We start from the raw sequence: 14,628 nt of genomic DNA, 5'->3' as shown, positions 1-14,628 counted from the left end.
CACTAGGCTCCGATCATGTCCTCACTCAATGACGCAGCTCGCGAACCCCGCCGGTGGCCGATGCGGTTCCTGCGGATCTCGCTGACGGTGACCGCGATCCTCATGTTCGGACAGTCGGTGCTCGCCGGTCTGTTCATGGGCGGGCAGCCGTCGGCGTTCGCGCTGCATCGCGAGATGGCGACGGTGGCTGGCATCGCGTTGATCGTCAGCATCGTCGCAGCGATCCTCGCGCGACGCCTCGGCCAAGCGCCGAGCTGGCCGATCTGGGCCACGGTCGCCCTGCTCGCGCTCATGTCCCTGCTGGCGTTCGCCGGGTTCCGTTCCCTGACCGCCCTGCACGTTCCCCTGGCCGTGATCGTGATCCTGCTCGCTGCCGGTCTGGCCGCGTGGGCGTGGAGGTATCGGCCGGCCCCTGCGGCCGAGACCGACCAGCTCGCGCCTGAAGACAGCGCGCGAACCGAATCGTCGACGCCGACGCACGCGTTCTAAGAGAGACACGCGTCCGAGACGCACAGCGCCCGCCCGGCCGAAGCCGAGCGGGCGCTGAAACGTCAGTGCAGGTTACGCCTGGGGCGTGGTGCCACCGGTGCGCGGGCCGCGGCGACGGCGGCGACGCGGGGGAGCGGCGTTGCCGTCGTGGTGCTCGTGGCCCTTGCCGTCGTGCGTGCCCGTGCCGGGCTCCTTGACGGCGACGGCTTCGGCGGGAGCAGCGTGAGCCGCGGGCGCTCCGGCGGCCTCGGTCGACGCGGACTCGGGAGCAACACCAGTGGTCTCACCCGCGGGCTTGCCGCCGCGCGTGCGGTTGCGGCTGCGGGTGCGCGGGGCGCGCTCCGCGCCGGCATCCGCTCGCTCGGAACCGCCCTCGGAGCGACCGCCGGAGCGACCCTCTGAGCGACCGCCGGAGCGGCCCTCGCTGCGACCGGCCGTGGCCGAGCGCGTCGGCGCGGCGACCGCGGACGACGGCTTGAGACGGCCCTTGGTGCCGGCCGGGATGTCGAGGTCGGTGAAGAGGTGCGGGCTCGACGAGTACGTCTCGGTCGGCTCGGGCTGGCCGAATTCGAGGGCGCGGTTGATGAGCGCCCACTTGTGCAGGTCGTCCCAGTCGACGAACGTCACGGCGATACCGGTCTTGCCGGCGCGGCCCGTGCGGCCCACGCGGTGCAGGTACGCCTTGTCGTCGTCGGGGATGGTGTGGTTGATGACGTGGGTCACGTCGTCGACGTCGATGCCGCGCGCGGCGACATCCGTGGCGATGAGCACGTCTTTCTTGCCGGCCTTGAACGCGGCCATGGCGCGCTCGCGCTGGTCCTGGTTCAGGTCGCCGTGCACCGCTGCGGCGTTGAACCCGCGGTCGTTGAGCTCTTCGACGAGCTTGGCCGCCGCGCGCTTCGTGCGCGTGAAGATCACGGTCTTGCCGCGACCCTCGGCCTGGAGGATGCGCGAGATGACCTCGTCTTTGTCGAGCGAGTGCGCCCGGTAGACGAGGTGCTTGATGTTCGCCTGCGTGAGGCCCTCGTCGGGGTCGGTCGCGCGGATGTGGATGGGGCGCACCATGAAGCGGCGCGCGAGCGCGACGATCGGGCCCGGCATGGTGGCCGAGAACAGCATCGTGTGGCGGGTCGCCGGCGTCTGGGCCATGAGCTTCTCGATGTCGGCCAGGAAGCCGAGGTCGAGCATCTTGTCGGCCTCGTCGAGCACCATCTCCTGAACGTTCTTCAGTGAGAGGAGGCGCTGCGACGCGAGGTCGAGGAGGCGCCCGGGGGTGCCGACGACGATCTGCGCGCCGGCCTTGAGCTGCTCGATCTGGCCTTCGTAGGCCTTGCCGCCGTAGATCGACACGATCTTGGTCGGGCGATTGGATGTCGCGAGCTCGAGGTCTTCGGTGACCTGAACGCAGAGCTCGCGGGTCGGCACGACGACGAGCGCCTTGACGCCGGGCTCGGGGTCGTCGCCGAGTCGCTGGATGATCGGCAGGCCGAACCCGAAGGTCTTGCCCGTGCCGGTCTTGGCCTGGCCGATGATGTCCTGGCCCGAGAGGGCGAGGGGGATGGTCTGTTCCTGGATGGGGAAGGCATCGATGATGCCCTTCCCGGCGAGGGCGTCGACGATGTCGGACGCGATGCCGAGGTCGGTGAATGTGGTCAAAAGTCTGCCTGTTCGTGTTGCTCGAGGTGGCGGTCGGATGCGCGCCCCGTTCTCAACCCCAGGCGCACGGCTGCGGATCCATCGCCCGCATGCACCCTCTACCCTATCCGAGACTCCCTGAACGCCTCGGATGGGCCGTCTGCGTGGCCTTCCGGATCCGAGTCGCACTGCACCCGTCGGTAAGCTGTCTGCTGTGGTCCTCTGGTCGAATCGGCGCCTCCCGCGCCCCGAGCTGCCTCGACTGCGCCCCCGGGGCGCTTCGAAGGAGCTCGAGAAGGTCGATTTCACGGAACTCGTGCCCGAGCCGGTGCCGTTCCTCGGGCAGGCCGCGTACATCCAGCTCGAGTTCTTCGAATCCCTCGCGCGCTCCGTCGCGACCGCGCCGACGCTGTCGGCGAAAGAGGGGCTGAGCCGTGCAGCAGGCGGTGCGCTGCGCCAGCATCATGCGCTGATCGCCGAGCTGCGTCGACTCGACGTCGAGCCCGTCGAGGTCATGGCGCCGTTCGCGCCGGCAGCGGAGCGGTTCCGTCAGGCGAGTGCGGGCGCGGACTGGTACGAGTTGCTGCTCGGCATCCACGTCACCGCGGGCATGCTCGACGACTACTTCTCACGGCTTGCGGCCGGCCTGCCCCGCGAACTCGCGACGCGGGTGCGCGCGATCCTCGCCGAAGACGAGGCATCGGCCGGCGTGCTGCACGACGAACTGTTCGCCGCGATCGCGGCCGAACCCGGCCTCGCCGATCGGCTCGCCCTGTGGGGCCGCAGCCTCGTGGGCGACACCCTGCTGATCGCTCGATCTGCGCTCCGCGCGTCGGACTCGAATGATCGCGGTGCCGATGTCGAGCCGGTCTTCACCGAGCTCATCGCCGCGCATACACGCCGCATGGACGCGCTCGGCCTCACGGCCTGAGCGGGCTCGCCTTCAGGGGCTGAGCGCGATCGACCCACGGATGACGGCGCGCAAGCGCGCTTCACGGCCGATCGGCGCGCCGGTGCGTTTCGCGCCCGGCGCGTTTCGCGTCAGGCGCGGACGACACCGGGGCGGGAGAGGCGCTCGAAGAGCGCGGCATCCGCGTGCTCACGGCGCGGCGAGATGAGGTACAGCACCGCCGCCGGCACGAGTGCCGAGGCGACGAGGGCCGCGACCCAGATCCATCCGCCGTCCCACGGCCAGCCGAGCCAGGTCAGTGCGACCCACACGACGGCGGCGACGCCTGCGCCGATCGCCGAGCCCACGGCCACGCCGCGGAGGTGCCGGAGCGGCACCACGAACTGGGTCGCGAGACCCAGGATGGCGCCGCCCACGACGACGAAGATGAGCTCCATGTCAGGCGACGAATCCGACGCGACGCGACTCCTCTGAACCGATCTCGACGTAGGCGAGTGCGGCCGAGGGCACGACGTAGCGGGTGCCCTTGTCGTCGGTGAGCGTCAGCAGCGGCGACTGGCCGGCGAGGGCCGCGGCGACCGCCTGCTCGACCTCCGCAGCTGACTGCGAAGTCTCGAAACCGAGTTCACGGGGGGAGTTCTGAATGCCGATACGAACGTCCACGGTACGCCTTTCTGCTCTTGCGCCAACCCTACGACACCGGCTCGCGGGGCCGGTGCAGGTTCACTGTCGGCGGAACCCGTTAGCGTTGCCCACATGCAGGTCACCGCGACATCCGACGCCCCCGTTTCGAGGCTCGCGGCAGACGAGCACGTGGCGGTCTTCGGGGCCCCGGGCAGCGGCAAGACGACGTTCGCGATCGAGCTCGTCGCCGACCGCATCGAGCGCCTCGGGCAGGCCACCGACGAGGTGCTCGTGCTCTCGGCGACACGAGTCGCGGCCACCGCGCTGCGCGACCGGCTCGCGGTGCGGCTCGGTGTCACCACGCGGGGCCCGCTGGCCCGCACGGCGAACTCGCTGGCCTTCCAGCTGGTGCGCGCGTTCACCGGAGCACCGGTGACGCTGCTCACCGGGGCGGAGCACGACCAGATCATCGGCGAGCTGCTCGACGGCGGCATCCGCGATGGATTCGGCCCCGTCTGGCCCGACCCGCTGACGCCCGAGGTGCGAGTGCTGCGCGGCTTCCGTTCGGAGCTCCGCGACCTGCTCATGCGCGCCGTCGAGCACGGGGTCGACGCGCCCACCCTCGCCGCGCTCGGCGAGCGCACCGGTCGACCCGAGTGGGTCGCGGCGGCCGCCTTCCTCGAGGAGTACGACGAAGTGAAGGCGCAGCTCCGCCCCGACCAGTACGACTCGTCGGAACTCGGCGCGTTCGCTGCCGCGATCGTGCGGCGCAGCACGACGGATGCCTCGGCCGAGGCGGCTCTCGGCCTGCTCGCACGCGTACGCCTCATCGTCGTCGACGACGCGCAGGAGGCGACCGAGTCGACGGCCGCGCTGCTCGGCGCATTCGCGGCCCGCGGCGTCACGGTGATCGCGCTCGGCGACCCCGACGTCGCCTCCAACGGATTCCGCGGCGGGCGCGCCGAACTGCTCGGCTCGCTCGGCTCGGTGCTCGGCACCGGCGCCGTGCAGCGCGTCGAATTGCCCGTCGTGCACCGGGGCCGCCCCGAGCTGCGGTCGATCGTGCAGTCGGTCAGCGGCCACATCGGCACCGCGCTCGGCGGCACGCACCGTTCGGCCGTGCGCGAGGAGCCGGCCGACGCCGAGAGCGACCGCCTCGCCGCCGTGCTCGGCATCGAGGCGCCGTCGCACGCCGCCGAATGCCAGGCCGTCGCCGCCGTGCTGCGCGAGCGCCACCTGCTCGACGGCGTGCCATGGTCGTCGATGGCCGTCGTGCTGCGCTCGGGCGGCGACGTGCCGGCCTTCGAGCGCGGGCTCGCGCTCGCCGACGTCCCGACCGCCGGCAACGCGGCGCGCACCGCGCTGCGCGACGCTCCGGCCGCTGCTGCGTTGCTCGCGGCCGCTTCGCTCGTGCTCGATCGCGAACCGCTCACGCCCGAGCTCGCGGTGACCGTGCTCACCGGTCCGATCGGCCGGCTCGACAGCGTGGGCCTGCGCCGACTCCGGCTCGCTCTGAGACACGAGGAACTCGCGAACGAGGGCGCGCGCACGGCCGACGAACTGCTCGTCGAGGCGCTCGGCGCCCCGGGTGGGTTCGAGACCATCGATGCAGCGCCGACTCGTCGTGCGGCCCGACTCGCGAAGCTGCTCGCGACTGCGCGCGGCGTCGCGCTGCGCGGCGGCACGATCGAAGAGGTGCTCTGGTCGATCTGGGAGGGCAGCGGACTCGCCGCCGAGTGGTCGGCGCAGGCCGCGGCCACGGGCGTGCTGGCCGAAGAGGCGAACCGCGCACTCGACGCGGCCGTGGCCCTGTTCGCCGCAGCGCAGCGCTTCGTCGAGCGCGAGCCCGATGCGCCGGCCGTGCGGTTCGTCGACGAGGTGCTCGCGAGCGAGCTGCCCGAAGACTCGCTCGCGCCGCAGCGCTCGGCCGAGACCGTCGTCGTGACCACCCCGCCCGCCGTCATCGGCCGCGAGTTCGAGGTCGTCGTGATCGCGGGCCTGCAAGACGGCGTCTGGCCGAACCTCCGCCCCCGCGGCACCCTGCTGCACGCCGCGCTCCTGCCGCGCGTCGTCGCGGCGGCCCGTGCCGGAGCGCCGCTCCCTGCGCCCGAGACGGTCGCCGAGGCGCGAACGTCGGTGCGCGGCGACGAGCTCAGGCTCTTCGTGCTCGCGGCCTCACGGGCGAGCCGGCAGCTCGTGCTGAGCTGCACCGCCAACGACGACGAGCAGCCCTCGATGCTGATGGGCTACGCGAGCGAGCGCATCAAGACCGCCCGTCGTCGCCCGCTGCACCTGCGCGGACTCGTCGGCGCCCTGCGCGAGGAGGCGACGAGTTCGGGCGGCGGCGAGGCCCCCGCGGCACTCGCCCTGCTCGCCGAGCAGGGCGTGCCCGGCGCGCACCCCGACGAGTGGTACGGGCTCGCCGAGCCGTCGACCACGGCGCCGCTCGTCGACCTCGAGGGCGACCCCGAGGCGCTCGTCTCGGTCTCGCCGTCGCAGATCGACCGGGCAGAGGAGTCGCCGCTCGGCTGGTTCATCGACCACGTCGCGTCGCCGCCGTCGGGCCTCGCCGCCTCGATCGGCACAATCGTGCACGCCGTCGTCGAAGAGGCGGGCGCCCGCGACGACGGCGACACGAGCATCGAGACGCTGTGGGCCGCCGTCGAAGAGCGTTGGCGCGAGCTGCGCTTCGAGGCCGGCTGGGTGGCCGAGCGCGAGCGTCGCGGCGCACGGCGCATGGCCGAGGGGGCCTCCGACTATCTCGCGAATTTCGTCGACGATGGCAAGGTGCTGCTCGGCGCAGAGGGGCGTTTCACACTCATCGTCGATCGGGTGCGCATCTCGGGCACGATCGACCGCGTCGAGGCCTCGGCCGACGGCACCACGGTCATCGTCGACCTGAAGACCGGTCGCACGCCGCCGTCGGCCGCCGAGACAGCCGCCCACCCGCAGCTCGCCGCATACCAGCTCGCGGCGCGGGCCGGGGAGGTGCCGAACAGCGGCACGCTCGGCGGCGCGAAGCTCGTGTACCTCGCCAAGCCCACGCGCGGCAACGCCTTCACCGAACGCGCCCAGCAGCCGTTCGACGACGAGGCCGAGGCCGAATTCCGCGCGCGGCTCGGCGATGTCGCCCGCACCATGTCGGGCAGCGAGTTCGACGGCCCGGCCGAGCTCGGATACCGCTCGAGATTCGGCGGCTGGCAGTACCGCGTGCACCTCGTGCCGGCGGTGTCGGCATGACGGCCGCAGCGGGCCTCGCCGCCGCCGACATCGCCGCGCGGCTCGGCCTGCACGCGCCGACCGCCGAACAGCGCGCCGTGATCGAGGCCGACCCGCGCGGCCAGAGCATCGTCGTCGCGGGGGCCGGCAGCGGCAAGACCGAGACGATGGCCAACCGCGTGGTCTGGCTGCTCGCGAACGGGCACGTCGCCGTGCCCGAGGTGCTCGGGTTGACGTTCACGCGCAAGGCCGCCGGTGAACTCGCCGAGCGCATCCGCGAGCGCATCGCCCAGCTCGTCTCGCTCGGCATCGCCGATGTCTCGCTCGACCCGCTCGAGTCCGCGTCGGTCGGCACGTACAACGCCTTCGCGAGCGCCATCTACCGCGAGCACGCGATGCTCATCGGGCGTGAACCCGACGCGGCGGTGCTCGGCGAGGCATCCGCCTGGCAGCTCGCACGCTCGGTCGTCGCGGCCTCGGCCGACCCGAGGCTCGTCGAACTCGACGCTTCGCTCGACAAGGTCACCGGCGCCGTGCTCTCGCTGAGCCGCGCGCTCGCCGAGAACGTCGCCGACAGCCGCGACGTTCGAGCGATGACCCGCGACTTCCTCGCGATGGAGGGGCTGCCCATCGAGGCGCCGCGCAAGCGCACCGACTTCGCGTCGTTCGTCGACGCCCTGGGCATCGTGGGGGCATTGCCGCCGCTGCTCGAACTCGCCGACGCGTACGCCGAGGCGAAGCAGCAGCAGGGCTTCGTCGAGTTCTCCGACCAGGTCGCCCTCGCCCTCGCGATCTGCGAGCGGCATCCCGAGGTCGTCGCTGCCCACCGCGAGCGCTACCGCACCGTGCTGCTCGACGAATATCAAGACACGAGCGTCGTGCAGACGCGGCTGCTCTCGGCACTGTTCGGCGAACAGTCGGTCATGGCGGTGGGCGACCCCGACCAGTCGATCTACGGATGGCGCGGCGCGAGTGCTGCGAACCTCGCGCGCTTCGGCCGTGACTTCGCGCCCGGGGGCGAGGCCGCCGTCTACGACCTCTCGACGAGCTGGCGCAACCCGAAGATCGTGCTCGAAGGGGCCAACACGCTGATCCTTCCGCTCGATGCCGGAATTCCGAAGGCGCCGCTCGGAGCATCGCCGTTCGCGCAGGCTGGGAGGCTCGAGGCGGCGTGGGCGGAGACGATCGAGCAGGAGGCCGACCTCGTGGCCTCGTGGTTCGCCGAGCGCCTGGGCCGGTCGGGTCGCGGTGCAGCGCCCGAATCGGGTGCCCGAAGCGGGGCGCTCCTCTGCCGCACGTTCGCGAACGTCGGCATCTTCACCGCGGCGCTGCGTGCCCACGGCGTTCCCGTGCATGTGCTCGGCATGGCGGGTCTGCTCGACCAACCCGTCATCGCCGACCTGGTGTGCGTGCTGCGCGTGCTGAACGATCCCACGGCAGGCTCCGAACTCGTGCGGGTGCTCGGCGGCGCGCGTTGGCGCATCGGCCCGGCCGACCTTGCGGCACTCCACTCGCTCGCGAAGTGGCTCGCCGATCGCGACCTGTCGACGCGGCGCCTCGGCGACGAGGTCCGCGCAGGGCTCCGCGCGTCGATCGCACCCGACGAGTCGCCCTCGATCGTCGACGCCCTCGACTTCCTGCTCGTCGCTCCCGACTCCCACTCGGCGCTCGCCGCGTTCAGCGAGGTTGGCCTCGCCCGCATGCGGCGTGCCGGCGCGCAGCTGCAGTCGCTGCGCCGCCGGGCCGGACTCGGGCTCGTCGACTTCGTCAGCCTCGTGCAGCAAGAGCTGCTGCTCGACATCGAGGTCGCCGCGAACTCCGGCCAGCCACTCGGGGCGCCGAGCCTCGAGGCGTTCGATGAGCTGCTCGCAGGCTTCGCCGAGGTCTCGGAGCACGCCACGCTCGGCGCCTTCCTCGGCTGGCTCACCGAGGCCGAGCAGCGCGACCGGCTCGCACCCCGCCAAGACGAGCCCGAGCCCGGTGCCGTGCAGGTGCTCTCGATCCACGGATCGAAGGGGCTCGAGTGGGACGTCGTGGCGATCCCGCGCATGGTCGACGACGAAGTGCCGTCGAAGCCGCGCTCATCGAAGGGCTGGCTCTCGTTCGGCGAATTGCCCAACGAGTTCAAGGGCGATGCCGACGAGCTGCCCGAACTGCAGTGGCGGGGCGTGCAGAGCCAGGCCGACTTCGACCGTGCGGTCGGCGACTTCGCCGAAGAGAACAAGCTGCGGCATGCCGAAGAGGAGCGGCGCCTCGCCTACGTGGCGCTCACCCGCACGCGCAGCGACCTGCTGCTGACGGGATCGTGGTGGGCGAGCCAGAAGGCCTCACGCAAGCCGAGCCCGTTCCTGCGCGAACTCGTGGCCGCTGGAGTGCTCGAGGCCGGCGTGCTGCCCGGAGCCTCCGAGCACGACGAGAACCCACGGGCAGGCGGGGCCGAACGCGTGCGCTGGCCGCTCGACCCGCTCGGCGTGCGCCACCACGCGGTCACCGCGGCGGCCGACGCCGTGCGAGCCGCTGCCGCACGACCGAGTGGTGAGGGTATTGGGCCCGTGCTCGCCGACCGCATCCGACTGCTGCTCGAGGAGCGCCGCCGTCGTGCCGAAGGGCCGGCCACAGCCGAGGTGCCCGTGCGCGTCCCGGCGTCGCGATTCAAGGACTACGTCGACGACCCGGCGGCGGTCGCCGCGCAGCTGCGCCGACCGATGCCGCAGCGGCCCTATCGGGCGACGCGCATCGGCACCCTGTTCCACCAATGGGTCGAGCAGCGCTCGACCGGCGAGCTCGAGGCCGCCGCCATCGACGCGCTCGACGGCCTCGAGGCGTACGCCGAGCTCGACATCCCGCTCGACGAGCGGGTCGCCGACCCCACCGCCGAGCGGCTGCGGGCGTTGCAGACCACCTTCGAGGCATCGGAGTGGGGCGGCCGCAAACCCTCGGCCGTCGAGATCGAGCTGCACCTGCCGATCGGCGACAACGTCTTCGTCTGCAAGCTCGATGCCGTGTTCGACGTCGAGCCGTCGAGCGAACTCGGGCGACGCGGCATCCGACACCAGGTGGTGGACTGGAAGACCGGCAAGGCTCCGCGCGACGCGCGCGACCTCGAACTGAAGCAGACGCAACTCGCGCTCTACCGGCTCGCATACGCGAACTGGGCGGGCGTCGAGCCCGACACGATCGACGCCGTCTTCTACTTCGTCGAAGACGACCAGGTCATCAGACCCGACGCGATCTACGACGAGGCGGCGTTGCGGCGCGCCTGGGCGTCGGTGGCGGCATCCGAACCGGCGGCGGCGTCGCGCTGAGCTCCAGCTGCGGCATCGCGCTGACCCTCGGCCGTCTCCGCGGGTGCGGGTGATGCGTCGCCCCAGTCCGAGAGGTCGAGCGGGATCGGCGCGGTCGCATCGAACGGCGCCGCGTCGCGTTCGCCCGCCTCACGGCGTTCGAGCTCGGAGAAGTCGTAGCTGTCGGTGAGCAGGCTCGCCCCGGCCTCGCGCGGCAGGCCGTCGCGCGGTGTCTCATCGAGCAGGCGCTCGACGTCGCCCACCGTGAGGATGGGCCCGGTCTCGGGGGAGAGCGGCTCGCTCGAGCGGTCGTGCACGCTCTCGACGAGCCCGTCGAGCAGTCCGACCGCGTCGGCGATGATCGCGTCGTCGCGCACCTCGACGCCGTGCAGCAGCCACCGCGCGAGTTCGAGCTCGCCGTAGAGCAGCGCGCGCTGCGGCAGGTGGCCGTCGGCCTCGCCGGACCGCGCACCGAAATAGGCGTCGAGCGCGCGCTCGGCCGCCGCACCGCGCGAGGTGAGCAGCCAGTGCAGGTCGCGGGCGGGATCGCCCTGAGCGAGCGCCGACCAGCCGACCAGACCGGTCACGGCATCGCCGTCGACGAGCAACGAGTCGGCGGCGAGTGCGCCGTTGACGACGGTCGGGCGGAACCGCCAGAGCGCGGCGTCGTCAGTCGCCTCCTCCCAGCGCCGGAGCAGCGCTGCGGGCAGGTGGCCGGTGTCGGCGGCACGGTCGATGAGGTCGACGACGGCGTCGTGCGACTCGTCGGCGGTCTGGCGGGGAAGCCCGGCGTCAGCGATGAACCCGGTCGGCAGCGCGTGCACCGCGGCGAGGGCGAGGCCGACCGAGGTAGCGATGCCGTCGTGTTCGGTGAGCTCGTCGGCGGAGCGCACGGCGCCGGGAACGAAGGTCGTGACGACGGCCCGGGTGCCGTCGACGGGTGCCTGGCCGACGAACTCGGGCATGGCGAACGGCAGGCGGGAGCGGATGCCGGGGGTGAGCGCGCGCAGCGACACCAGATCGGCGGACTGCTCGGATTCGGCGGCCTGGGAGCGGGGTACGCGCAGCACGAGCATGCGGTCGTCGGTGCTGCGCAGCAGTACCGCGTCGAAGGCGCCATGGCTCTTGCGGGAGTGCGCACGCACGGCTCGCACCTCGAGTCCGGGCACCGCCGCCGTGGCCAACGCGGCTAGAGTGAGAGGAGGTCTGGCCATGGCATTCAGCTTAAGCAGGCAACTCGCGGCTGCGGGCGACCGCCACGCCTTCCGGCCGACTCCGACTCCGACCCGGGCATCGAGGGGTGGTACGTGAACGATCCGACATCGCCGGTGTTCGCGCGTTCGACGATCGACCGGGATGCCGCGTCGCGCGCCGATCCCGAGCTCGAGACGTCGCTCGACGCCGACCCCGAGACGCGCGTCGTCGCGGTGCACCGGGGCCAGGCGTTGATCGCCGAGCGCATCGACGGCTCGGCCCCGGCGCTGCAGCTGACGCACCCGCAGGGGCTGCCCGATCCGGTGCTGCGCTGCTACCTCGGTCGGGCCGACGGCTCCCGCTTCGAACTGCGGGTCTTCGATGCCGAAGCCGCGGCGGCGATCGAGCCCGAAGCCGCCAGGTGGCAGGGGCTCCGCGAGGCGGCGGCCGTACTGGGCGATCGCGACGCGAGCCTCCTCGTCGAGGCCGTCGCACTCGCGAACTGGCACGAGCGTCACGGACACTGCCCGCGCTGCGGTGCCGCGACGGTTCCCGTGCAAGCAGGGTGGGCGCGCCGTTGCACCGTCGACGACAGCTTGCACTTTCCACGCACCGACCCCGCCGTCATCGTGCTCGTCACCGACGACGACGACCGCGTGCTGCTCGGATCGAACGCACTCTGGGCGCAGCACCGCTACTCGCTGCTTGCAGGATTCGTCGAGCCGGGCGAGGCGCTCGAGGCCGCCGTCGTGCGTGAGATCGAGGAAGAGGCGGGGGTCCTCGTCGACCGGGTCGAGTACGTCGCGTCGCAGCCGTGGCCGTTCCCCGCGAGTCTCATGCTCGGATTCACGGCTCGCATCGCGGCCACGGCGTCGCCGGCATCAGCGGTGCCCGACGGTGAGGAGATCCTCGAACTCCGCTGGTTCTCGCGCGACGAGATCGTGGCGGCGCAGGCCGAGATCGGCCTGCCGGGCGGCATCTCGATCGCGCGGTGGCTGCTCGAGCGCTGGTACGGCGGCCCACTCGACGCCGAGGGGGCCGGTCTCGCATGGTCGACGTCGTGACCGCCTCCGACCCCCTGCTCGACGCGCTCGACGACGAGCAGCGCGTCGCCGCCGAGGCGCTGCTCGGACCGGTCTGCGTGCTCGCGGGCGCGGGCACCGGCAAGACCCGCGCAATCACCCACCGCATCGCGTACGGGGTGGCGTCGGGCACGTACGATCCCGCGCGGGTGATGGCGCTCACCTTCACGTCGCGGTCGGCTGCCGAGCTGCGGGCGCGGCTCAGGGCGCTCGGCGCGGGCGCCGTGCAGGCGCGCACGTTCCACGCGGCAGCGCTCGCACAGCTCAATCATTTCTGGCCGATCGTCGTCGGCGGCGGAGCGCCGCGGGTGCTCGAGTTCAAGGGCCGCCTGCTCGGCCAGGCCGCCGAACGCGCCCGCGTGCGGGTCGACACGGCGACCCTGCGCGATGTCGCGGCCGAGATCGAGTGGCGCAAGGTCTCGGGCGCGGGTCCCGAGAGCTACGCCACGCGCCTCGCCACGCGCGGTGCACCGGGCAACCTCACCGCCGAGCAGTTCCTCTCGGTCGTCGACGCCTACGAGTCGCTGAAGGACGAGCGGCGAATGCTCGACTTCGAGGACGTGCTGCTCGCCATGGCCGGCATGATCGAGTCCGAGGCATCCGTCGCCATGCACGTGCGCGAGAGCTACCGGCACTTCATCGTCGACGAGTATCAAGACGTCTCGCCCGCCCAGCAGCAACTGCTCGACCTCTGGCTCGGCGGTCGTCGCGACCTCTGCGTCGTGGGCGACGCCAGCCAGACCATCTACTCGTTCGCCGGCGCGAGCGCCGACTACCTGCTCGACTTCGAGCGCCGGTACGAGGGTGCGACGGTCGTGCGGCTCGAGCGCAACTACCGTTCGACGACCGAGATCGTCGACACGGCCAACCGGCTCATGCGGGGTCGCGCGGGCGCCCTCCGGCTGGCGGCGGTCACCGCGCAGCCCGACGCGGATGCCGCGGCGCCGGCGTCGCAGGTCGCGACGAAGTCGCCGGGCATGCCGAAGCCGAACGCCGAGCCCTCGATCACCGAGTACGCCGACGATCTGGCCGAGGCGCGCGGCGTCGCGACCCGGATCCGCGCGAGCATCGACGCCGGCGCCGCGCCCGAGTCCATCGCGGTGCTGATGCGCGTCAACTCGCAGACGGCGATCCTCGAGCGGGCGCTCGACGAGGTCGGAGTGGCCTCGCGCGTGCGCGGCGCCTCGCGCTTCTTCGATCAGCCCGAGGTGCGAGAGGCGGTGCACGCCCTGCGCGCCGCAGCACTCACGGTCGCGGGCGAACCGCTCTTCAAGTCGGTCAGCGACGTGCTGCGCGCGCTCGGGTGGAGCGCACAGGCGCCCGACGGCCCCGGTGCCGTGCGTGCGCGCTGGGAGTCGCTGAACGCGATCGCCCGCCTCGTCGACGACGCACCTCCCGGGACGACGTTCCGCATGTTCGCCGACGAGTTGCGCGCCAGGGCCGAGGCGCAGCACGAGCCGACGGTCGCCGCCGTGACGCTCGCGACCATGCACTCGGCCAAGGGCCTCGAATGGGACCAGGTCCACATCGTGGGGCTCACCGAGGGCATGCTCCCGATCGCGTACGCGAAGAGCTTCGACGCGATCGACGAGGAGCGGCGACTGCTCTACGTCGGCATCACGCGGGCACGGCGGCGCCTCGAGCTGAGCTGGCCGCGTCAGGGCGGCGGCTATCGAGGCGAACGGGAGCCGTCGCGCTTCCTGCAGGAGCTCGGCACCCGCACTCGGGGTGCCACGGGTGCCGGTTCGGCGGCGCGATCGCGCCCCGACGGCCGAGCCTGATCGAGGCGCCGCGCAGGGGGTTGCACGACTGGGTGAGGCGGTCGTCGACGAGTGCCGCCACGAGAGCGGCGGCGTCGTGCACAGCCCTCGGCGTGCAGCTCGCCGCCGGGCGACCCGCGAGCTGGGCGGCGATCACCGGCCAGGCGGGGTCGCCATCGCGCCGTGTCAGCTCGAGGCAGCGCAGGCACGGCCCGTCGCCGGGTTCGATGAGCGGGCCGACGCGCGTGCCCTCGTCGTCGAACACGACCGCGAGGTGCGGCACATCCGCTCGCAGCCATGGCAGGTGCCGTGCAGGGGAGACGACCCAGGTCGCCGCGACGACCGCGAGTGCCGTTCCCTCGACCTCGGCGTCGACGGCTGCCACCGGTTCGCAGCCGAGCATCGCGAGGTGCTCGCCGAGGCGGTCGCCG

General features: G+C 72.4%; 10 protein-coding genes. 6 read left to right on the top strand and 4 right to left on the bottom strand.

Annotated elements, in window-relative coordinates:
• Nucleotides 1-15: 15 nt before the first annotated feature.
• Nucleotides 16-489 (top strand): hypothetical protein, encoded by a 474-nt coding sequence (locus tag ACFCVM_RS15060; protein ID WP_375837347.1) that lies wholly within the window; start codon nucleotides 16-18, stop codon nucleotides 487-489.
• Nucleotides 490-561: 72 nt separating this feature from the next.
• Here the strand turns inward: ACFCVM_RS15060 and ACFCVM_RS15055 are convergent, their stop codons facing one another.
• Complete coding sequence (locus ACFCVM_RS15055; protein ID WP_375837345.1) at nucleotides 562-2,145, bottom strand: DEAD/DEAH box helicase; 1,584 nt, start codon at nucleotides 2,143-2,145, stop codon at nucleotides 562-564.
• 193 nt (nucleotides 2,146-2,338) lie between these two features.
• Here ACFCVM_RS15055 and ACFCVM_RS15050 point away from each other — a divergent pair, with 193 nt between their 5' ends.
• Entirely contained in the window at nucleotides 2,339-3,055 is a 717-nt protein-coding gene (locus ACFCVM_RS15050) for a ferritin-like fold-containing protein (protein WP_375837344.1), read from the top strand.
• Nucleotides 3,056-3,165: 110 nt separating this feature from the next.
• Here the strand turns inward: ACFCVM_RS15050 and ACFCVM_RS15045 are convergent, their stop codons facing one another.
• Both ACFCVM_RS15045 and ACFCVM_RS15040 read right to left on the bottom strand, forming a co-directional pair.
• A complete protein-coding gene (locus ACFCVM_RS15045; RefSeq protein ID WP_375837343.1) occupies nucleotides 3,166-3,471 on the bottom strand; it encodes a hypothetical protein in 306 nt (101 codons plus the stop codon).
• A gap of 1 nt (nucleotide 3,472) precedes the next feature.
• On the bottom strand, nucleotides 3,473-3,697 hold the full coding sequence (locus ACFCVM_RS15040; protein ID WP_056014418.1) for a DUF3107 domain-containing protein: 225 nt from the start codon (nucleotides 3,695-3,697) through the stop codon (nucleotides 3,473-3,475).
• A gap of 93 nt (nucleotides 3,698-3,790) precedes the next feature.
• On the opposite strand from ACFCVM_RS15040, the gene ACFCVM_RS15035 reads away from it, so the two are divergent.
• Both ACFCVM_RS15035 and ACFCVM_RS15030 read left to right on the top strand, forming a co-directional pair.
• Complete coding sequence (locus tag ACFCVM_RS15035; protein WP_375837342.1) at nucleotides 3,791-6,898, top strand: PD-(D/E)XK nuclease family protein; 3,108 nt, start codon at nucleotides 3,791-3,793, stop codon at nucleotides 6,896-6,898.
• Nucleotides 6,895-10,182, top strand: a complete 3,288-nt coding sequence (locus ACFCVM_RS15030) for a UvrD-helicase domain-containing protein (protein ID WP_375837341.1) — start codon at nucleotides 6,895-6,897, stop codon at nucleotides 10,180-10,182. Before ACFCVM_RS15035 ends, ACFCVM_RS15030 begins: the two co-directional genes overlap by 4 nt.
• Here the strand turns inward: ACFCVM_RS15030 and ACFCVM_RS15025 are convergent.
• Entirely contained in the window at nucleotides 10,110-11,375 is a 1,266-nt protein-coding gene (locus tag ACFCVM_RS15025; RefSeq protein WP_375837339.1) for a phosphotransferase, read from the bottom strand. The two genes, ACFCVM_RS15030 and ACFCVM_RS15025, sit on opposite strands and share 73 nt — an antisense overlap.
• Nucleotides 11,376-11,468: 93 nt before the next feature.
• On the opposite strand from ACFCVM_RS15025, the gene nudC reads away from it, so the two are divergent.
• Together nudC and ACFCVM_RS15015 are read left to right on the top strand one after the other, a co-directional pair.
• On the top strand, nucleotides 11,469-12,419 hold the full coding sequence (gene nudC / locus ACFCVM_RS15020) for an NAD(+) diphosphatase (RefSeq protein ID WP_375837338.1): 951 nt from the start codon (nucleotides 11,469-11,471) through the stop codon (nucleotides 12,417-12,419).
• Nucleotides 12,404-14,218 carry an ATP-dependent helicase gene (locus tag ACFCVM_RS15015; protein ID WP_375837337.1) on the top strand — a complete coding sequence of 605 codons (1,815 nt, stop codon included), beginning with the start codon at nucleotides 12,404-12,406 and terminating at the stop codon, nucleotides 14,216-14,218. Before nudC ends, ACFCVM_RS15015 begins: the two co-directional genes overlap by 16 nt.
• Nucleotides 14,219-14,628: the final 410 nt, after the last annotated feature.

The organism is Agromyces sp. NPDC056389 (assembly GCF_042262385.1).
Lineage (GTDB): Bacteria > Actinomycetota > Actinomycetes > Actinomycetales > Microbacteriaceae > Agromyces.
The sequence above is the reverse complement of the archived record's forward strand: the minus strand, read 5'-3'. Positions and strand labels throughout refer to the sequence as shown.

What these genes read in the sequence shown, in the direction of transcription:
- ACFCVM_RS15060 (WP_375837347.1), top strand. Translation starts at nt 16, where the DNA reads ATGTCCTCACTCAATGACGCAGCTCGCGAACCCCGCCGGTGGCCGATG.
- ACFCVM_RS15045 (WP_375837343.1), bottom strand. Translation starts at nt 3,471, where the DNA reads ATGGAGCTCATCTTCGTCGTCGTGGGCGGCGCCATCCTGGGTCTCGCG.
- ACFCVM_RS15035 (WP_375837342.1), top strand. Translation starts at nt 3,791, where the DNA reads ATGCAGGTCACCGCGACATCCGACGCCCCCGTTTCGAGGCTCGCGGCA.
- ACFCVM_RS15030 (WP_375837341.1), top strand. Translation starts at nt 6,895, where the DNA reads ATGACGGCCGCAGCGGGCCTCGCCGCCGCCGACATCGCCGCGCGGCTC.
- ACFCVM_RS15025 (WP_375837339.1), bottom strand. Translation starts at nt 11,375, where the DNA reads ATGGCCAGACCTCCTCTCACTCTAGCCGCGTTGGCCACGGCGGCGGTG.
- ACFCVM_RS15015 (WP_375837337.1), top strand. Translation starts at nt 12,404, where the DNA reads ATGGTCGACGTCGTGACCGCCTCCGACCCCCTGCTCGACGCGCTCGAC.